Consider the following 18,425-nt stretch of genomic DNA (forward strand, 5'->3'; position numbering starts at 1 on the left):
CTCGCCGGCCCGCGTCGCCGAGGCCATCACCGTCGGCTCCACCGACAGCAACGACGCCCGCTCCTCGTTCTCCAACTACGGCACCTCGGTGCAGATCTTCGCCCCGGGCCGGAACATCCGCGCCGCCTGGCACACCAGCAACACCGCCACCAACACCATCTCCGGCACCTCGATGGCCTCCCCGCACGTCGCCGGCGCCGCCGCCCTGCACCTGGGCAGCAACCCCTCGGCGTCCCCGTCGCAGGTCTGGAGCGCCCTGAACAGCGCCGCGGCGCTGAACAAGATCAGCAACCCGGGCAGCGGCTCGCCCAACAAGCTGCTCCAGGTCCGCTGATACGGCATCACCTGAAACACCGCCACCTCCGGCGCCCCTGACGCCGGATCACCGGCCCACGCAACCGTGCCCCCCGGCCACCCGCCGGGGGGCACGGTCGTACCCGTCGGTAGATCACCCGAACTGCCGCGAAAGGCAAGGTTTTTGATCGATTCACGCACTTCTTGTGACGGCGATGTGAAGGGATTGCCGGGAACATGTCACGCCCATGTGACATGTACGTGTCTTATGCGCGAGACCCTTGCCGGTTTCCTCTGCATCAACAAACCTTTAGCCCACGGCGGCCAGAAATGGCATGCACACGCCGTGCAGCGCACCCCACGTCAGCGCACCACCCCAGGAGGAACCTCGATGGCACCGATGCGTCATCCTCACTCGGCCCCGCGCCGGAGAACCGCCGTCACCGTGGCCACCGCCGCGGTACTGGCTCTCGGCGTCGGAGTCGCACTCCCCGCCACTGCCTCGGCGGCTCCGGACAAGCCGGAAGGCGAGATCTTCAACGCCGGCTCGGCCGACGCGATCGAAGGCAGCTACATCGTCACCCTGCACGAGACGGTCATGACCGCCGACTCGGCCAAGGCCGAGGAGCTGGCCGAGAAGTACGACGCCGAGATCACGGAGACCTACGAGCACGCGCTCAACGGCTACGCCGTCGAGGTCACCGAAGAGCAGGCCCTGGCCATGGCCGCCGACCCGGCCGTGGAGAAGGTCGTCCAGAACGAGACGGTGTCCATCACCGCCACGCAGTCCAACCCGCCCTCCTGGGGCCTGGACCGCATCGACCAGCCCGACCTGCCGCTGGACAACAGCTACACCTACCCCGACCACGGCGGCGAAGGCGTCACCGTCTACGTCATCGACACCGGCATCCGCCACAGCCACTCCGACTTCGGCGGCCGCGCCNAACGCCGACCTCGTGTCGGTGAAGGTCCTCAGCGACTCCGGCTCCGGCACCATCGCCGGCGTCGTCGCCGGCGTCGACTGGGTCACCGCCAACGCCTCCGGCCCGTCCGTGGCCAACATGAGCCTGGGCGGCGGCGCCAACACCGCCCTGGACGACGCCGTCCGCAACTCCGTGGCGTCGGGCGTCACCTACGCCGTTGCCGCGGGCAACGACAACGGCAACGCCGCGAACTACTCGCCGGCCCGCGTCGCCGAGGCGATCACCGTCGGCTCGACCGACAGCAACGACGCCCGCTCCTCGTTCTCCAACTGGGGCAGCTCGGTGCAGATCTTCGCCCCGGGCCGGAGCATCAGCGCCGCCTGGCACACCAGCGACACCGCCACCAACACCATCTCCGGCACCTCGATGGCCTCCCCGCACGTCGCGGGCGTCGCGGCGCTCTACCTGGCCGACAACCCGTCCGCCACGCCGGCCCAGGTCGGCTCGGCCCTGGACTCCGCCGCCGCGCAGGGCAAGATCAGCAACCCCGGCACCGGCAGCCCCAACAAGCTGCTCCAGGTCGTCGGCGACGGCGACCCCGGTGACCCGGGCGACCCCGGTGACCCCGGTGACCCCGGTGACCCGGGCGACCCCGGTGACAACCAGCCGCCCACCGCGGTGATCGACGCCACCTGCTACAGCTTCCTCGGCCTGTGCATCTTCGACGGCAGCGGCAGCAGCGACCCCGACGGCAGCATCGCCTCCTACCACTGGGACTTCGGTGACGGCACCACCGGCACCGGCGTCAGCGGCTGGAAGTTCTACAACAGCGCGGGCACCTACACGGTCACCCTGACCGTGACGGACAACGAGGGTGCCACCGGCACCACCAGCACGACCGTCCGCGCCTGAACCACCTGACCGTCACCGACGGCACCCGTGCCCCCCGGCCCCGCCGGGGGGCACGGCCGCGTCAGCGCCCGGCCGCCACCGCCGCGGCCAGCCGCCGGGCCGGCGCCCTGCGGTACTCGCTCGTGGTACCGCGCTCCCGGGTGGGATGCACCCGGTTCGCCAGCAGCACCAGAAGACACCCCGTCACCGGATCGGCCACCAGCGACGTCCCGGTGAACCCGGTGTGCCCGAACGCCGCCGGGGACCCCAGCGCGTCCATGTACCAGCCCTGGGCCAGCTCCCAGCCCAGCCCTCGCCCCGGATGCGCGGGGCCGGGCGTCAGCATCGCCCTGACCGTCTCCTCGCCCGCCACCCGCACCCCGCCCGCCTCGCCGCCGCCCAGCATCAGCTGCCCCAGCACGGCCACGTCGCGCGCCGTCGAGAACAGCCCCGCGTGCCCGGCCACCCCGCCCATGTACCAGGCGTTCTCGTCGTGCACCTCGCCGCGCACCATGCCGCGCCCGGTCCACGGCTGGTACTCGGTGGCCGCGATCACCGGCCGCGACGCCGCCGGTGGACAGTAGCCCGTGCCGGTCAGCCCGAGCGGGCCGGTGACCAGCCCGGCCACCAGCTCCGCCAGCCCCCGCCCGGCCGCCTCCTCGGCGACCCGCCCGGCGCAGATCGCGTGCAGATCGGAGTAGGCGTGCGCGGTCCCCGGCGGGAAGACCAGCGGCGGCGCCAGCACGGCCGCCATCCGCTCGCCGTCGTCCCGGCAGGACGCCAGATCCGTCCACGGCGCCATCCCCGCCGTGTGGTTCAGCAGCTGCCGCACGGTGATCCCCGCCTTGCCGGGCCCGGCCGCCGCCAGGGCCGGCAGGTGGCGGGCCGCCGGCTCGTCGAGGGAGAGCACCCCCCGCTCGGCCAGCACCGCCACCACCAGCGCGGTGAACAGCTTCGACAGCGAGGCGATGTCGAACACGGTGTCCGGGGACATCGGCACCCGCTCCGCCGCCGGCAGCTCCACGCCCCGCCCCGCCGCGGCGTCCCAGGAGGCCCAGCGCAGCGCGTGGCCGCGCGCGGCGTGCTCCACCACCACCCCGTCACGGGCGGCCAGCAGCACGAAACCGGCCATGGCGGGCTCCGGGCCGGACAGAAACACCTCGGTGTCCGGCACCATCCGCCGGACCTCCGCCCCGGCCAGACCCGCCTCGGCCGGGGAGCCCGGCCGCAGCACCACCCCGCGGCGCGCCCTGCCGCTCACCGCTCGCGGTGCACCTTGGTGTGGGACACCTGCGCCCTCGGCCGCACCACCAGCAGATCCACGTTCACGTGCGAGGGGCGTGTCACCGCCCAGGCCACCGTGTCGGCCACGTCCTCGGCGGTCAGCGGCTCGGCGACCCCCTCGTACACCCCGGCCGCCTTCTCCTCGTCACCGCGGAACCGGGTCAGCGAGAACTCCTCGGTCCGCACCATCCCCGGCGCGATCTCGATCACCCGCACCGGCTCGCCGCACAGCTCCAGCCGCAGCGTCCCGGCCAGCGCGTGCGCGCCGTGCTTGGCCGCCACATAGCCCCCGCCGCCCTCGTAGGTGCCGTGCCCCGCGGTGGACGACAGCACCACCACCGTGCCGTCCCCGCTGCCGGTCAGGGCCGGCAGCAGCGCCTGCGTCACGTTGAGCACCCCGATGACGTTCACCTCGTACATCGCACGCCAGTCCGCCGGATCGCCCTCGGCCACCGGCTCCAGGCCCAGCGCCCCGCCCGCGTTGTTGACCAGCACGTCGCAGCGGTCCAGGCCGGCCGCGAAGGCGTCCACCGCCGCCCGGTCGGTGACATCCAGCGGCCACGCCACCACGTCGTGGCCCTCCCGCCGCAGCTCACCGGCCAGCGCCTCGATCCGCCCCGCACGCCGCGCGGCGGCCACCACCCGGTACCCCTCGGCGGCCAGCCGCCGCGCGGTCGCGGCCCCGATCCCGCTGCTGGCTCCGGTGACGACGGCGGTGGGCTTGCCCATCATGGCCTCCATGCTGATTGCCTCGGTTGCGCCCCGCGCCCCGGCCTCCCGGCGGCGCGGCAGGTACAGCATCACAGCATGACGCCCCGGCAGGAACCCGGCACCGGGCAGGCGGCGGCCCCGGGCCCTCAGCCCCGGGTCATCCGGCGCGCCGCCTCCGTCGCCCAGTAGGTGAGCACCAGGTCGGCACCCGCCCGCCGGAAACTCATCAGCGTCTCGTCGATGGCCCGCTCCCGGTCGATCCAGCCCTTCTCCGCCGCCGCCTCGACCATCGCGTACTCACCGGAGATCTGGTACGCGGCAACCGGCACGGGCGCCTCGTCCGCGATCCGGCGCAGCACGTCCAGATACGGCAGCCCGGGCTTGACCATCACCATGTCCGCGCCCTCCGCCACATCCAGCGCCAGCTCCCGCAGCGCCTCCCGGGCATTGGGCGGATCCTGCTGGTACGTCTTGCGGTCCCCCTTGAGCTGCGAGTTCACCGCCTCGCGGAACGGCCCGTAGAACGCCGACGCGTACTTGGCGGTGTAGGCCAGCAGCGCCACATCGCTGTGCCCGGCGGCGTCCAGCGCCTGCCGCACCCGCCCGATCTGGCCGTCCATCATGCCGCTGGGGCCCAGCACGTGCGCCCCGGCCTCGGCCTGCACCACCGCCATCTCGGCGTAGCGCTCCAGCGTGGCGTCGTTGTCCACCCCGCCCCGCTCGTCCAGCACGCCGCAGTGGCCGTGGTCGGTGGACTCGTCCAGGCACAGGTCGGACATCACCACCAGGTCGTCGCCGACCTCCGCGCGCACCGCGCGCAGCGCCACCTGCAGGATCCCGTCCGGGTCGGTGCCGGCACAGCCGACGGCGTCCTTCACCTCCGGCACCCCGAACAGCATGATCCCGCCGACACCGGCCCGGGCCGCCTCCACGGCCGCCGCCCGCAGCGTGTCCACGGTGTGCTGCACCACGCCCGGCATCGAGGAGACCGGCACCGGCTCGCTGATGCCCTCCCGCACGAACGCCGGCAGGATCAGCTCCGCCGGGTGCGGCCGGTGCTCGGCCACCATCCGGCGCATCGCCGCCGTGGCCCGCAGCCGGCGCGGCCGCACGGCGGGAAACTCCCCGTACCGGCTCACTGTGCCCGGGCCCTCCTGCGCTGCGGCCGCTTCTCGCTCGGCCGCTTCACCACCTCGCCGGCCTCGATCGCCAGCGCCCGCCGCTGGGCGCCGAACTCCGCCAGCGCCTCGGCCAGCCTCAGCGCCGACGGCTCGGGAGCCATCACGTCCACCCGCAGCCCGTGCTCCCGGGCCGTCTTGGCCGTCGCCGGACCGATGCAGGCGATCACCGTGACGTTGTGCGGCTTCCCGGCGATGCCCACCAGGTTCCGCACCGTGCTGGAGGAGGTGAACAGGACCGCGTCGAAACCGCCGCCCTTGATCGCCTCCCGGGTCGGCGCCGGCGGCGGCGAGGCCCGCACCGTCCGGTAGGCCGTGACGTCGTCGACCTCCCAGCCCATCTCGATCAGGCCCGCCACCAGCGTCTCGGTGGCGATGTCCGCCCGGGGAAGGAACACCCGGTCGATCGGGTCGAACACCGGGTCGTAGGGCGGCCAGTCCTCCAGCAGCCCCGCGGCCGACTGCTCACCGCTGGGCAGCAGATCGGGCCGCACCCCGAAGTCGATCAGCGCGCGGGCGGTCTGCTCGCCGACCGCCGCGACCTTGATCCCGGCGAACGCCCGGGCGTCCAGGCCGTACTCCTCGAACTTCTCCCGCACCGCCCGCACCGCGTTCACCGAGGTGAAGGCGATCCACTCGTAGCGGCCGGTCACCAGCCCCTTGACCGCGCGGTCCATCTGCTGCGGGGTCCGCGGCGGCTCCACCGCGATCGTCGGCACCTCGCTGGGCACCGCGCCGTAGGAGCGAAGCTGCTCCGACAACGACGCCGCCTGCTCCTTGGTCCGCGGCACCAGCACCTTCCAGCCGAACAGCGGCTTGGACTCGAACCAGGCCAGCTGCTCCCGCTGCGCCGGGGCGCTGCGCTCCCCCACCACGACTATCACCGAGCGGCCGCCGTCGGCGGCCGGCAGCACCTTCGCCGCCTTCAGGGTCCGCTCGACCGTGCCGAGCGTCGCCGACCAGGTCCGCTGGCGGGTCGTGGTGCCGGCCACCGTCACCGACAGCGGCACGTCCGGCTTGCGGCCGGAGGCGACCATCCGGGCGGCCGTCGCGCCGACCGAGTCCAGCGTGGTGCTCACCACCACGGTGGCGTCGCTGCTGCCCACCTCGGTCCAGGTCCGCTCGTCGGCCGTACGGGCGTCGACGAACCGCACGTCGGCACCCTCGGCGTCGCGCAGCGGCACCCCGGCGTAGGCGGCCACTCCGACCGCCTCGGCAATGCCCGGCACCACCTCGAAGGTGATGCCCTCGGCGGCGCAGGCGAGCATGTCGGCGGTGGCGTCGGCGTCCATGCCCGGATCACCGGCCACCGCACGCACCACCCGCTTTCCGCGCCGGGCGGCCCGCATGACAAGATCTCCTGCATCGTCCGGCCCGGCAGCGGAGGGTGACGAGTCGTCGCCCACTGCCTGCAAGGGGGTTTCCGCGCCTGCCCTCAGATGCGGACCGACCACCTCGAAGACCCGCGGGTCGGCGACCAGGACATCGGCCCGTGACAGCGCCTCGACGGCGCGCAGCGTCAGCAGACCCGGATCCCCGGGTCCGGCACCGAGGAAGGTGACGTGCCCGTGAGCAGTGCCGGACGGCTGCGCGTGCGCGGAATGTGCGGTGGTGGGGCTCAAAGTGCTCGCTCCCCCATCAGACCGGCCGCGCCCTTGGCGAGCATCTCGTCGGCGAGCTCGCGGCCCAGGCTCTGCGCCAGGGCCACCGCCGCGTCGGCGGACGCCGGTACGGGACCGGTGGTGGACAACTGCACCAGCGTGGTGCCGTCGATGGTGCCGACGGATCCGCGCAGACGCAGTTCGGTGACGTCCTGCCCGTCGTCGAGGAAGTCGGCCAGCGCCCCCACCGGGGCACTGCAGCCGGCCTCCAGGGCGGCGAGCAGGGTTCGCTCGGCGGTCACGGCGATCCGGGTCTCCGGATCGTCGAGCTCGGCGAGCTGGGCGGCAAGACGCGTGTCCGCCGCCGGGCACTCCACTGCCAGTGCCCCCTGGCCGGGGGCCGGCAGCACCATGTCCGGCGACAGCAGACCGGTGATCTGCGAGGCGCGGCCGACCCGGTGCAGCCCTGCGGCGGCGAGTACGACGGCGTCGAGTTCGCCATCGCGGACATACCCGAGCCTCGTGCCGACATTCCCCCTGATGGATACCGTTTCGATCACGGCCCCGAGCCCGCGCGCCCAGTGCATGAGCTGCGCCGCGCGCCGCGGCGAACCGGTCCCGATCCTCGCGCCGCCGGCCGCGGCCAGCCCTTCGAAGTCAAGCCCGTCCCGGGCCACCAGGGCGTCCCGCGGATCGGCCCGCCGCGGCAGCGCGGCCAGCACCAGCTCCGGCGGCTGCGCGGTCGGCAGGTCCTTCAGGGAGTGCACCGCGAAGTCCACCTCGCCGCGCAGCAGCGCCTCGCGCAGCGCGGCTACGAACACGCCGGTGCCGCCGATCTGCGTCAGCTGCTCGCGCGAGACGTCCCCGTACGTGCTGATCCCGACCAGCTCGACCGGACGCCCGGTCACCTTCCGCACGCGCTCGGCGATGCCCTCCGACTGTGCCATCGCCAGCTCGCTGCGCCGGGTGCCGAGCCTGAGCGCCCTCTCCTGCGAGGTCGTGGGCACACTGCTCATGGCCGCTCCTGTTGTTCCGGGTTGCTGACGGCCGCGACCGCCTGGGGATCGAGATCGAAGAGCTCACGCAGCGCCATCGCGTAGTCCGCGCCACCGGGCTCGCCGGCCAGTTCCTTGATGCGCACCGTCGGCGCGTGCAGCAGCTTGTCCACGACGCGGCGCACCGTCCGGGCGACCTCCGCGCGCTGCTTGTCGTCCAGCCCGGGCAGCCTGCCCTCCAGCCGCGCCATCTCGCCGGCGACGACCCCGGAGGCCATGGTGCGCAGCGCCACGACGGTGGGAGTGATGTGGGCAGCCCGCTGTGCGGCCCCGAAGGCCTCGGCCTCGGCCGCCACGATCTGCCGGACCGCGTCGATGTCGGCGGCCACCGGACCCGGACCGGCGGGCGGGCCGCCGGGCCCGGTCGCGGCCTCGGTGGCGGCGGACGCCTCGGCCAGCGACTCGATGTCGACGAGCCGGACCGACTCGATCCGGTGCACGGCGGCGTCCACGTCCCGGGGCATCGCCAGGTCGAGCAACGCCAGCGGCCTGCCGCCCGGCGAACGGTCGGCGACGGCGCGCCGCACGGCCTCGGCGGTCAGCACCAGACCCGTGGCCCCCGTGCAGGACACCACGATGTCGGCGAGCGCCAGCTCCGCGGCGACGGAGATCGCGTTGATCGGGACCGCCCGCGCGGCCGGGGCCGCCCCTTCAGCACCCGCCCCGGCCAGGCCCTCCGACAGGGTCTCGGCCAGCCGCTCGGCGCGGTCCAGCGTCCTGTTGGCGATCACCAGTTCGGGCACCCCGGCGCGCGCCAGGGTCGTCGCGGCCAGCGAGGACATCGAGCCGGCCCCGATCACCAGTGCCCGCTTGCCGGCCGCCCATTCCCGCACCGGAAGATCACCGGCCAGCCGTTCGAGGCCGAAGGTGACCAGCGACCGGCCTGCCCGGTCGATCCCGGTCTCGCTGTGCGCGCGCTTGCCCACCCGCAGGGCCTGCTGGAAGAGCTCGTTCAGCAGCCGCCCGGCGGTGTCCTCCTCCTGGGCGACGGCGAGGGCGTTCTTGATCTGGCCGAGAATCTGCCCCTCACCGACCACCATCGAGTCCAGCCCGCCGGCCACCGAGAACAGGTGGTGGACGGCGCGGTCCTCGTAGTGCACGTACAGATAAGGGGTGAGCTCGTCCAGCGCGACCCCGCTGTGCCGGGCCAGCAGCGTGGACAGCTCGGCCACACCGGCGTGGAACTTCTCCACATCGGCGTACAGCTCGATCCGGTTGCAGGTGGACAGCGCCGCCGCCTCCAGCGCGGGCTCCGCGCCGACCACGTCGCGCAGCAGCTTGCCCAGGTGCTCGGGGGCCAGCGCGGCCCGCTCCAGAACACTGACCGGCGCGCTGCGGTGGCTCAGTCCGACAACGAGCAGGGTCATGCCGGCATCACCGCCGGGATGTCCCCGTCCGGGCCCCGGTCACCGCGCCGGGCGGCGGCCGCTGCCGGGGCCGCTGCCGGGGGCGCCGCCGGGGCGGCCGCCTCCCCGGCGGCCGGGGCCGCGACCTCGCGGGAGAGTTCCTCGGCGGCCTTGCGCTGCTCGTGGAAGGCCAGGATCTGCAGCTCGATGGAGAGGTCGACCTTCCGGACGTCCACGCCGTCGGGGACGGACAGCACCGTCGGGGCGAAGTTCAGGATGGAGCTGACGCCCGCGGCCACCAGCCGGTCGCAGACCTGCTGCGCGGCGCCCGCGGGGGTGGCGATGACCCCGATGGACACTCCGGAGTCCTCGACCACGGTCTCCAGCTCGTCGATGTGCCGGACCTCGATACCGGCCACCGAGCGGCCGGTGAGCGACGGGTCCGCGTCCATCAGGGCGGCGACCCGGAAGCCCCGGGAGGCGAACCCGCCGTAGTTGGCCAGGGCCGCGCCGAGGTTTCCGATGCCGACGATGACGACCGGCCAGTCCTGGGTGAGCCCGAGCTCGCGGCTGATCTGGTAGACGAGGTACTCGACGTCGTAGCCGACCCCGCGGGTGCCGTAGCTGCCCAGGTAGGAGAAGTCCTTGCGGAGTTTCGCGGAGTTCACCCCGGCCGCACCGGCCAGCTCCTCCGAGGAGACCGTGGGGACCGAACGCTCCGAAAGCGCGGTCAGGGCCCGCAGATACAGCGGAAGCCGGGCGACAGTGGCCTCGGGAATGCCTCGGCCACGAGTCGCCGGTCGGGGAGGTCGGCCAGTTGCCACGGTGCTCCTGCCGGTCGAGCGAAGCGGTGAGCGACCGCATGGGGCATCCGCGCCGTGGCCGCTCCGTCCCCTCCAGGCTATGCCTTTGTGAACACGTGCACAAAGATCGTGTCCGTTTTGCCCGGCCAAAGTGACCGGTGCCACACGTTCCGGTGGAACCGGCAAGGGCCCCGCGCGGTACCCCCCGGGCCCCGCGGCCGGCCGCCGCTCAGCCCTCCAGGGCCCGCCGCAGCCGCACCGGATCGACCCGCCAGAAGTCGTGCCGTGCGCCGTCCACCAGCACCACCGGGATCTGCTCCCAGTACAGGCGGTGCAGCTCCTCGTCCCGGCTGATGTCCTTCTCCTCCCAGGCCGCGCCGGTCTGCGCGCACACCTCGGCGATCACCGTGCGGGCGTCGTCGCACAGGTGGCAGCCCGGCTTGCCGATGAGGGTGACGAGCCGGTCGGCCGGCTTCTTCCGGGGGGAACGGCGCAGCAGCGGTGTCATGACGCCATTGTGCCGCGCGACGGCCACGCCGCCGTCACGCCCGGGCCACCCGCCGGGGGCCGCCGACTGGCTATCCTCGAACCATGTCCCGACCCGGATGGCTCAGTCCTCGCCGGCGCCCGGCGACCGAGAGCAGCGTGCTGGCCGGTGAGGCCTCCGCCGAGGCGGCGCGCCTGGCCTCCGCCGAGCCCGAGTTCCCGGCCCCGGGGGATCCGAGGGCGGCCGCGTTCTTCGACCTCGACAACACGGTGATGCAGGGCGCCGCACTGTTCCACCTCGGCCGCGGTCTGTACAAGCGGAAGTTCTTCAGCAAGAAGGAACTGGCGCGCTTCGCCTGGCAGCAGGCGTGGTTCCGGATGGCGGGCACGGAGAACGCCGGGCACATGCGGGAGGCACGGGACAACGCGCTGTCCATCGTGCGCGGCCACCGGGTGTCCGAGCTGACGGAGATCGGCGAGGAGATCTACGACGAGTACATGGCCGGGCGGATCTGGCCCGGCACCCGGGCACTGGCCCAGGCGCACCTGGACGCCGGCCAGCGGGTGTGGCTGGTGACCGCGGCGCCGGTGGAGACGGCCACCATCATCGCCCGGCGGCTGGGGCTGACGGGCGCCCTGGGCACGGTCGCCGAGTCCGTCGACGGCGTCTACACCGGCCGGCTCGTGGGCGAGCCGCTGCACGGACCGGCCAAGGCCTTGGCGGTGCGGGCGCTGGCGGACGCGGAGGACCTGGAACTGGCGCGGTGCGCGGCCTACAGCGACTCGGCCAACGACATCCCGATGCTCTCGCTGGTCGGCCATCCGTACGCGATCAACCCGGACAGCAAGCTGCGGGCGCACGCCCGCAAGGAGGGCTGGCGGCTGCGCGACTACCGCACCGGCCGCAAGGCGGTGCGGGTGGGAGTCCCGGCCGCGGCCGGCGCCGGGGCCCTGGCGGGCGGCACGGCGGCCGCCCTGGCCCTGCAGCGCCGCCGCCGCTGAGCTCTGCCCCGACGCCGGGCCGCCGGGCCGATCGGTCACATCCGGTCAGCCCGCGGACATCTGCGCTCCCCCCGCGATCGCATATGCCGTGGCGATACCCTGGCGCGGCGAACTCAAGACAGAACAGTTCAAAGCAAATCGGCGATTTCCGCAACTAGGCGTAGCATCGTCAGTACGAAGCGTTATTCTCCTCAGACGCTATCCGGCGCTCCCACGTCCCCAGGGGGATGTGATGGGCCCGTACTGCACGTGATGGAAGCTCTGCCTCTGGGAGTCCCGTGTACCCACACGTCGGGGTTGACGCCTCGGGCCTGGCCACGCTGCGCACCGCGGTCCTCGACCGGCTGCGCGAACTGTTGACCACCGCGTACGCCGCCCCCGCCCTCGCCGCACCCGTCCCCGCCGCAACCGTCCCCGTCCCCGCGGGCCCGGCGGCGGCCCTGTGCGCCCTGGCCGACAGCGCCGCCGGAGCCGCGCCGCTCGGCAGGCGCGCGCGGTCCGGCGCCTCGGGCGCCTCCACCGCCCGCCGCGCCGCCACGGACCGCGACAGCCGTCGCATGATGGACCTCGTCGAGCGCGCCCAGGGCGGCGAGGCGGAGGCCTTCGGCTGCCTCTACGACCAGTACGCGGACACCGTCTACCGCTACATCTACTATCGCGTCGGAGGGCGGGCGACGGCCGAGGACCTCACCAGCGAGACCTTCCTGCGGGCGCTGCGCCGCATCGGCACCTTCACCTGGCAGGGCCGGGACTTCGGGGCCTGGCTCGTCACCATCGCCCGCAATCTGGTGGCCGACCACTTCAAGTCCAGCCGGTTCCGGCTGGAGGTCACCACCGGCGAGATGCTCGACGCCGACGAGGTGGAGCGCAGCCCGGAGGACTCCGTGCTGGAGTACCTGTCGAACAGCGCGCTGCTGGAGGCGGTGCGCAAGCTCAACCCGCAGCAGCAGGAGTGCGTCACCCTCCGCTTCCTGCACGGGCTGTCGGTTGCCGAGACGGCCAAGGTGATGCAGAAGAACGAGGGGGCGATCAAGACCCTGCAGTACCGCGCGGTGCGCACACTGGCCCGCCTGCTGCCGGATGACGTCCGGTGACCGGGTGATCACAACCGATCACATTATCGGCCAGCCGTAACCCACCCGCGCGGACACTCGTTGGGAAGTCTGCAGGCTCCCTATCGCCCGCTCCCGGCCATCCGGATCTCACTCTTTCGGGTGAGGGCGGAGGGACGGCGCAACCATCCATCCACAGGAGGGAGTCGATCGTGCTGACGAGAGGAGGTGCCGCCCGTGATGCGATCGGTGTCGACGCACCGCCGGGCCAACGCCTTCGCCCACGTCCTCGATGAGTCGCGGCTCGACGAGGCGGCGGCGGAGCCGGCCCGCACGGCGGACGGCGTCCCGCCCGGTGAGGCCGAGCAGACAGCCCTGCTGTCCGTCGTGGAGAAGCTCGAAACGCTGCCCCGGCCCAGGCTCAGCCCGGAGACCAGAACGGCCCAGCGAGCCGGGCTGATCGCCGCCATGGAGGCGGCGTTCGCCGAGGAGGGCACGCCCGGCAGGCCCGCCGCGTCCGGGGAGCTGCTGCCCGGCCAGCGGGCCCTGCGCTCCGGCCGCGGGGCGCATCGCGCGGACCGTGCGGGCCCGCTGAGCGGGCTCCGGCCCAAGTCCCGGCTGGGCAAGGGCCTGGCGGCCGGCGGACTGACCGTCGGGGTGGCCGCCGGGGCGTTCGGCGGTGTCGCGGCGGCCAGCACCAACGCGCTCCCCGGCGACACCCTCTACGGCCTCAAACGCGGCATGGAGGACCTCCGGCTGGACTTCGCCGGCGGCTCCGCGGACCGCGGCAGGCTCCACCTGGACCACGCCGCCAAGCGGCTGGGCGAGGCCCGCCGCCTGATGGAGCGCGGCCGGGCCGGGGAGCTGGACCAGGAGCAGGTCGCCGAGGTCCGGCGCACCCTCTCCAGCATGAGCCGCGACGCCTCCGAGGGGCACCGGCTGCTCAGCCAGGCCTACGAGGCGGACGGTTCGATCGTCCCGCTCCAGTCCCTGTCGGCCTTCTCGGAGAAGCACCGCGGCAGCTGGACCCAGCTGCGCGACACGCTCCCCCGCCAGCTGCACGACGTGAGCGACGAGGTCACCTCGGTCTTCGACGCCATAGAGCAGGAGATCACCCCGCTGCGCGCCCTGCTGCCGGGCGAACCGGACCCCTCCGCGGGGAGCGCGGGCGGGGACGGCGCCGGGGCGGAGGAGCCCTTCCGGCACCGGGAGAGCCCCGGCGCTCCCCCCGACCCGGAGGGCGGTCCGAGCGGGACGCCGGATTCCGCCGGCACCGGCTCGCCGGACGGCACCGGCGGCGAGGAGGACGCCCGGGAGGGGCTGCTGGGCGGCGGCGGCCTGCTCGACCCCGACCCGGAGAGTTCGCCGGGCGCCACGCTCCCGGGCGGCGACCCCGACGGCGGCCTCCCTCAGCCGGAGGTGACCATCCCGCCGCTGCTGGAGGATCTCCTCCCCGGCATCGGCATCGAGGTCCGCGACCAGCAGTGACCTTCGCGGGTCCGGCCGCCGCACGCCCCGGCGCGCCGGACCCGCCCGGCACCGCTCAGAAGAACACCGAGCGCCGTGCCATCAGCAGCTTGTACAGCGTGTGCTGGATCGTCTCCCGCACCTGGTCGGTCAGCTGGAACATCAGCATCGGGTCCTCCGCGGCCTCCGGCGGACGGTCCGCCGTGACGATGGGCTCGCCGAACTGGATGGTCCACTTGGTGGGCAGCGGCACCGCGCCCAGCGGGCCCAGCAGTGGGAAGGTCGGCGTCACCGGGAAGTACGGCAGCCCCAGCAGCCGGGCCAGCGTCCGGGCGTTGCCGATCATCGGGTAGATCTCCTCCGCCCCGACGATGGAGCACGGCACGATCGGGACCCGCGCCCGCAGCGCCGTCGCCACGAACCCGCCCCGGCCGAACCGCTGAAGCCTGTACCGCTCGGAGAACGGCTTCCCGATCCCCTTGAAGCCCTCCGGCATCACGCCCACCAGCTCGCCGCGTTCCAGCAGCTCCTGGGCGTCCTCCGCACAGGCCAGCGTGTGCCCGGCCTTCCGCGCCAGTTCGTTGAGCACCGGAAGCTGGAAGACCAGGTCGGCGGCGAGCAGCCGCAGATGCCGGTCGGCCGGGTGCCGGTCCCGGACGGCGACCTGCAGCATCAGCGCGTCCAGCGGCAGCGTCCCGGAGTGGTTCGCGACGATCAGCGCACCGCCCTCGCCGGGAATGTTCTCGATGCCGCGCACCTCGACCCGGAAGTACTTCTCGTAGAGGGGCCGCAGCAGCGTCATGAGGACCTCGTCGGTGAGGTCCTTGTCGAACCCGAACTCGTCGACCTCGTAACTGCCGGTGAGCCGGCGGCGCAGGAACGCCAGACCGCGGGCGAGCGTCTGCTCCAGGCCCTCAGCACCCGGCCGCTCCTCCTCGGCCTCCTCGGCCTCTTCCGCTTCCTCCCGCCGCTGCCCGTCCTCCGGCACCGGCCCGCCGGAGTCGGCGCGCGGCCGGCGGCGGCCCTCGTCGAAGGGGATCACCTGGGCTTCAGCCATGACGGAGACTCTCCTCGATGCGTTCGATCACGCGGGCGACGCCCGACGGCGGCAGCAGGCCGGGGCCGTGGACGGCGGCGAAGTCGGCGAGCGTCTCGGCGGTTGTCCAGCCCAGCGTGCACCCCGCCACCTCCCGCAGCTCGGTGGTGCGCACCACCCTGCCGTACCGGAGCGCCTTGAGCTGCGCGGCGGAGACACCTCGCAGACCGAGCGCGCCCAGTGAGGAGCCCACCACCCCCGTGAACGGGGACAGCACCGGCACGGTCGGGCGGCCGAGCCGCCGGGCCGCCTGGGACAGCAGCAGAACGCCCTCCCCGGCCACGTTGAAGGTGCCGTCGTTGAACTGCCCGCGCCGGGGCTCGCGGGCCACGGCGGCGAGCACCCCGACCGCGTCGTCCTCGTGCACGAACTGCAGCCGCGGGTCGTAGCCGAGGACGGTGGGAAGCACCGGCAGCCGGAAGTAGGCGGCCAGCGGGGAGTCCCCGCTGGGCCCGAGAATGTGCGCGAACCGCAGTACCGTCACCGAGACATCGGGCCGCCGCCGGGCGAAGCTCCGGGTGTATCCCTCGATCTCGGCGATGTCCTGGGCGAATCCCCCTCCGGCCGGCATCTTCGGCGGGCTGTTCTCGTGGAAGACGGCGGGCTCCCGGGGGGAGGTGCCGTAGACCTGTGTGCTGGACTTCACCACCAGCCGGCGCAGCGACGGGGTCTTCTGGCAGGCACCGAGCAACTGCAGAGTGCCCAGGACATTGGTCTCCTTCGCCGCCGTCCGGCCGCCGCCCGGATGCCCGGCGGTCCCGCTGATGTCCAGGTGGACGACCGTGTCGACGTCGTATCCGGCCAGCACGGCGGCGATCGCCGGATGCCGGATGTCGGCCCGCACGAACTCGGCGCCCGCCAGCGAATGGCCCGGCGGCCGGCTGTCCACGGCGATGACCCGGTCCACCTCCGGGTCCCGTCCGAGGTGCCGGGCGAAACGCCCGCTCAGTGCCCCGGCGGCCCCGGTGACGAGCACGGTCTTGCCCACGGTCCTCCCTGACGCACGTCGGCCCTCCCGACACAGGGACGGGAGGGCCGGGTCAGCTGCGCTCGCTCACTTCTTGTTGCGGCGCTGCACGCGCGTGCGCTTCAGCAGCTTGCGGTGCTTCTTCTTCGCCATCCGCTTGCGCCGCTTCTTGATAACAGAGCCCACGACTACCCTCGCTCACTTCGAATTACTCGGTGCGGGGCGTCCGAGCCCACACGACCTACATCGGGCCAGCCTACCCGGCACCGCGTGATCCCGGTTAATCGAGGGGTCGCGAGCTCACGTCACGTCCCTCGCGCTAGGCGCTGCGCACCCCCACGAAGGACTGCTGGAGGTACTCATGGACGGCTCGCTCGGGGACCCGGAAGGACCTTCCTACCCGGATCGCGGGCAGATGACCTGCGTGCACCAGGCGGTACACGGTCATCTTGGACACTCGCATCACCGCGGCAACCTCCGCCACGGTCAGGAACTTGGCCTCGCTCAGAAGCCTTTCATCAGCAGCCATGTTCACACCTGACCTTCCGCGCATGTCGGACACCGGCTTCCCCTCCGGTGACTCCCACTCGCATGCGCGCTCCTCACCAGAGTAGGGGCGCGTGAGGCAAGTGGGGAAGAGGTGCTGCAACCACGCCGTTACCCGGACAGAAAAGTCCGATAGCCCTCAAACCGCATGCATACGCGCGGCAGTTCGGCGGCGAGGCACCTCCCGGCGTTCCACCCGGCGTCCCGGCGGCCTCCGCCCTGTCTCGTTGCCCGCTCGGCACCGTGCCCAAACGGCACGGCAGCACCAGCGGTTCCCGCCGCCCCACCCCGCAGGACCGTGCCCGGCTGCGCTGACCTGCGGCGCGGGCCTGTCACACGGTCTCCGCGGAGCCTTCCGGTCCGTCCGGGCGCCGCCCCTGCCGCCTGTTGCTGCCGCTGTCGGATCGTCACCCCAGTGTCCCGGGAGCGGTAGTGACACGCGGCTGCGCCCGGCGCATCCGTGTGCGGGCCATGCGCCGGTCAATGCTTCAATGCCACCGGGTCAGGGCAGCAGTCCGTGGTGCGGGAAGACGGCGCGGCGGGTCGCCAGGATGGCCTGGTCCACCGGGTCGGCCGGGTTGTAGCCGTCCTCCCAGGAACTCCAGCCGGCATCGCCCCTGCCGTCGGTCATCCGCTGCGGAGCGCCGGCCCTGGTCCGGGCATAGACGGCCTGCTGCCACTCCTCGGGGGTGGGGGTGGCCGGGTCGACGGGGGCGTGCGCCACGGTCGCCACGAGATGGGTCCAGGCTCTCGGTACCACGTCGACGACCGCGTATCCGCCGCCGCCCAGGGCGAGCCATCGCCCGTCCGCGTACTCGTGGGCCCAGTCGTGGCAGGCCTCCATCGCACCGCGCTGGGCGTCGACGCTCAGCGCGAGATGGGCCAGGGGGTCCTCGAAGTGGGTGTCGGCTCCGTGCTGGGTGACGAGCGCCTGCGGCCGGAACGCTTCGAGGAGTTCGGGCACCACCGAGTGCAGGGCCCGCAGCCACCCGTCGTCGGAGGTGCCCGGCGGCACGGCGATGTTGACGGCCCCGCCGGGGGCGGCGTCGCCTCCGCACTCCTCCGGCCATCCGGTGCCGGGGAACAGCGCCCGGGGATGCTCGTGGAGCGAGATGGTGAGCACCCGCGGATCATTCCAGAAGGCCGCCTGGACGCCGTCGCCGTGGTGCACGTCGACATCGAGGTAGACGACGCGTTCCATGCCCAGCTCCAGCAGCCGGGCGATGGCCAGGGCGGCGTCGTTGTAGACGCAGAAGCCGGAGGCGCTGCCGGGCATGGCGTGATGGAGGCCGCCGGCGAAGTTCACCGCGTGCCGCGGACTGCCCTCGCTGATGAACTCCGCGCCGGCGACCGACAGTCCGGCGATGAGCGCGGACACCTCGTGCATGCGGGGGAAGGCGGGGGTGTCGCCGTCACCCAGTCCGTAGTGCTCCAGACCGTGCCGCAGGTCCTCGGAGGCGGCCCGCACGGCGCTGATGTAGTCGGGATGGTGGACGAGCTGGAGGGTGGATTCCCCGGCCGGCCGGGCCCCGGTGACCTCGATCCGCCGGTCGAGACCGAATGCCCCGACCAGACGCCGGGTCAGTTCGAGCCGCACAGGATCCATGGGATGCCCGGGCCCGAAGTTGTACCGGGTGACCCCGTCATCCCACATCAGCCGCGCTTCACCGCTCATGGCTGACACGGTACACAAAAGGCCCCCGGGCCCGGCGCAGAAGCCGGG

At 73.2% G+C, this 18,425-nt stretch carries 18 protein-coding genes and 1 pseudogene; 6 read left to right on the forward strand and 13 right to left on the reverse strand.

Annotation, left to right across the window (positions count from 1 at the left end; genetic code table 11):
* From ABD299_RS19185 to ABD299_RS19195, 3 genes and pseudogenes are all read left to right on the forward strand, one after another.
* On the forward strand, nucleotides 1-334 hold a 334-nt coding region (locus ABD299_RS19185; RefSeq protein ID WP_344264056.1), incomplete at its 5' end, for a S8 family serine peptidase.
* A 351-nt stretch (nucleotides 335-685) separates the two neighbouring features.
* Nucleotides 686-1,829: pseudogene (locus ABD299_RS19190) on the forward strand (S8 family peptidase); the annotation flags it as partial.
* 66 nt (nucleotides 1,830-1,895) lie between these two features.
* Nucleotides 1,896-2,129, forward strand: a complete 234-nt coding sequence (locus ABD299_RS19195) for a PKD domain-containing protein (RefSeq protein WP_425581374.1) — start codon at nucleotides 1,896-1,898, stop codon at nucleotides 2,127-2,129.
* 61 nt (nucleotides 2,130-2,190) lie between these two features.
* Here ABD299_RS19195 and ABD299_RS19200 read toward each other — a convergent pair whose 3' ends face one another.
* The 8 genes from ABD299_RS19200 to ABD299_RS19235 form a co-directional block, all read right to left on the reverse strand.
* Nucleotides 2,191-3,369, reverse strand: a complete 1,179-nt coding sequence (locus ABD299_RS19200; protein WP_344264058.1) for a serine hydrolase domain-containing protein — start codon at nucleotides 3,367-3,369, stop codon at nucleotides 2,191-2,193.
* Nucleotides 3,366-4,121: an SDR family NAD(P)-dependent oxidoreductase gene (locus ABD299_RS19205; RefSeq protein ID WP_344264089.1), complete on the reverse strand. Its 756-nt coding sequence runs from the start codon at nucleotides 4,119-4,121 to the stop codon at nucleotides 3,366-3,368. The genes ABD299_RS19200 and ABD299_RS19205 overlap by 4 nt, the downstream gene beginning before the upstream one ends.
* A 128-nt stretch (nucleotides 4,122-4,249) precedes the next feature.
* Nucleotides 4,250-5,242, reverse strand: coding sequence for a porphobilinogen synthase (gene hemB, locus ABD299_RS19210; protein ID WP_344264060.1), 993 nt, complete (start codon nucleotides 5,240-5,242; stop codon nucleotides 4,250-4,252).
* Nucleotides 5,239-6,903, reverse strand: coding sequence for a bifunctional uroporphyrinogen-III C-methyltransferase/uroporphyrinogen-III synthase (locus ABD299_RS19215; RefSeq protein WP_344264062.1), 1,665 nt, complete (start codon nucleotides 6,901-6,903; stop codon nucleotides 5,239-5,241). Before ABD299_RS19215 ends, hemB begins: the two co-directional genes overlap by 4 nt.
* Entirely contained in the window at nucleotides 6,900-7,898 is a 999-nt protein-coding gene (gene hemC, locus ABD299_RS19220; protein ID WP_344264064.1) for a hydroxymethylbilane synthase, read from the reverse strand. Before hemC ends, ABD299_RS19215 begins: the two co-directional genes overlap by 4 nt.
* The gene (locus ABD299_RS19225) at nucleotides 7,895-9,304 is read right to left on the reverse strand and encodes a glutamyl-tRNA reductase (RefSeq protein ID WP_344264066.1); all 1,410 of its coding nucleotides are present in this window, start codon (nucleotides 9,302-9,304) and stop codon (nucleotides 7,895-7,897) included. The genes hemC and ABD299_RS19225 overlap by 4 nt, the downstream gene beginning before the upstream one ends.
* On the reverse strand, nucleotides 9,301-10,107 hold the full coding sequence (locus ABD299_RS19230; protein WP_344264068.1) for a redox-sensing transcriptional repressor Rex: 807 nt from the start codon (nucleotides 10,105-10,107) through the stop codon (nucleotides 9,301-9,303). Before ABD299_RS19230 ends, ABD299_RS19225 begins: the two co-directional genes overlap by 4 nt.
* 208 nt (nucleotides 10,108-10,315) lie before the next feature.
* Complete coding sequence (locus tag ABD299_RS19235; RefSeq protein ID WP_344264070.1) at nucleotides 10,316-10,594, reverse strand: glutaredoxin family protein; 279 nt, start codon at nucleotides 10,592-10,594, stop codon at nucleotides 10,316-10,318.
* Nucleotides 10,595-10,677: 83 nt separating this feature from the next.
* On the opposite strand from ABD299_RS19235, the gene ABD299_RS19240 reads away from it, so the two are divergent.
* The 3 genes from ABD299_RS19240 (at nucleotide 10,678) to ABD299_RS19250 (ending at nucleotide 14,114) form a co-directional block, all read left to right on the forward strand.
* A complete protein-coding gene (locus ABD299_RS19240; RefSeq protein ID WP_344264072.1) occupies nucleotides 10,678-11,574 on the forward strand; it encodes an HAD family hydrolase in 897 nt (298 codons plus the stop codon).
* A 278-nt stretch (nucleotides 11,575-11,852) separates the two neighbouring features.
* On the forward strand, nucleotides 11,853-12,668 hold the full coding sequence (locus tag ABD299_RS19245; protein ID WP_344264074.1) for an ECF subfamily RNA polymerase sigma factor, BldN family: 816 nt from the start codon (nucleotides 11,853-11,855) through the stop codon (nucleotides 12,666-12,668).
* Between the two features lie 195 nt (nucleotides 12,669-12,863).
* On the forward strand, nucleotides 12,864-14,114 hold the full coding sequence (locus ABD299_RS19250; RefSeq protein ID WP_344264076.1) for a DUF5667 domain-containing protein: 1,251 nt from the start codon (nucleotides 12,864-12,866) through the stop codon (nucleotides 14,112-14,114).
* Nucleotides 14,115-14,169: 55 nt separating this feature from the next.
* Here ABD299_RS19250 and ABD299_RS19255 read toward each other — a convergent pair whose 3' ends face one another.
* From ABD299_RS19255 to ABD299_RS19275, 5 genes are all read right to left on the reverse strand, one after another.
* A complete protein-coding gene (locus ABD299_RS19255) occupies nucleotides 14,170-15,150 on the reverse strand; it encodes a lysophospholipid acyltransferase family protein (RefSeq protein ID WP_344264078.1) in 981 nt (326 codons plus the stop codon).
* Nucleotides 15,143-16,177 (reverse strand): NAD-dependent epimerase/dehydratase family protein, encoded by a 1,035-nt coding sequence (locus ABD299_RS19260; RefSeq protein ID WP_344264080.1) that lies wholly within the window; start codon nucleotides 16,175-16,177, stop codon nucleotides 15,143-15,145. Before ABD299_RS19260 ends, ABD299_RS19255 begins: the two co-directional genes overlap by 8 nt.
* Before the next feature lie 66 nt (nucleotides 16,178-16,243).
* Complete coding sequence (locus tag ABD299_RS19265; RefSeq protein WP_003948845.1) at nucleotides 16,244-16,342, reverse strand: 30S ribosomal protein bS22; 99 nt, start codon at nucleotides 16,340-16,342, stop codon at nucleotides 16,244-16,246.
* Between the two features lie 133 nt (nucleotides 16,343-16,475).
* Entirely contained in the window at nucleotides 16,476-16,685 is a 210-nt protein-coding gene (locus ABD299_RS19270; protein WP_344264083.1) for a helix-turn-helix domain-containing protein, read from the reverse strand.
* Nucleotides 16,686-17,204: 519 nt separating this feature from the next.
* The gene (locus ABD299_RS19275) at nucleotides 17,205-18,377 is read right to left on the reverse strand and encodes an acetoin utilization protein AcuC (protein ID WP_344264085.1); all 1,173 of its coding nucleotides are present in this window, start codon (nucleotides 18,375-18,377) and stop codon (nucleotides 17,205-17,207) included.
* Between the last annotated feature and the right edge of the window lie 48 nt (nucleotides 18,378-18,425).

Origin of the sequence: Streptomyces sodiiphilus, assembly GCF_039529215.1 — a bacterium.
Lineage (GTDB): Bacteria > Actinomycetota > Actinomycetes > Streptomycetales > Streptomycetaceae > Streptomyces > Streptomyces sodiiphilus.

Coding starts and splice junctions, on each gene's coding strand:
- hemC (WP_344264064.1), bottom strand. CDS start 7,898: ATGAGCAGTGTGCCCACGACCTCGCAGGAGAGGGCGCTCAGGCTCGGC.
- ABD299_RS19255 (WP_344264078.1), bottom strand. CDS start 15,150: ATGGCTGAAGCCCAGGTGATCCCCTTCGACGAGGGCCGCCGCCGGCCG.
- ABD299_RS19225 (WP_344264066.1), bottom strand. CDS start 9,304: ATGACCCTGCTCGTTGTCGGACTGAGCCACCGCAGCGCGCCGGTCAGT.
- ABD299_RS19205 (WP_344264089.1), bottom strand. CDS start 4,121: ATGGGCAAGCCCACCGCCGTCGTCACCGGAGCCAGCAGCGGGATCGGG.
- ABD299_RS19275 (WP_344264085.1), bottom strand. CDS start 18,377: ATGAGCGGTGAAGCGCGGCTGATGTGGGATGACGGGGTCACCCGGTAC.
- ABD299_RS19235 (WP_344264070.1), bottom strand. CDS start 10,594: ATGACACCGCTGCTGCGCCGTTCCCCCCGGAAGAAGCCGGCCGACCGG.
- ABD299_RS19270 (WP_344264083.1), bottom strand. CDS start 16,685: ATGGCTGCTGATGAAAGGCTTCTGAGCGAGGCCAAGTTCCTGACCGTG.
- ABD299_RS19240 (WP_344264072.1), top strand. CDS start 10,678: ATGTCCCGACCCGGATGGCTCAGTCCTCGCCGGCGCCCGGCGACCGAG.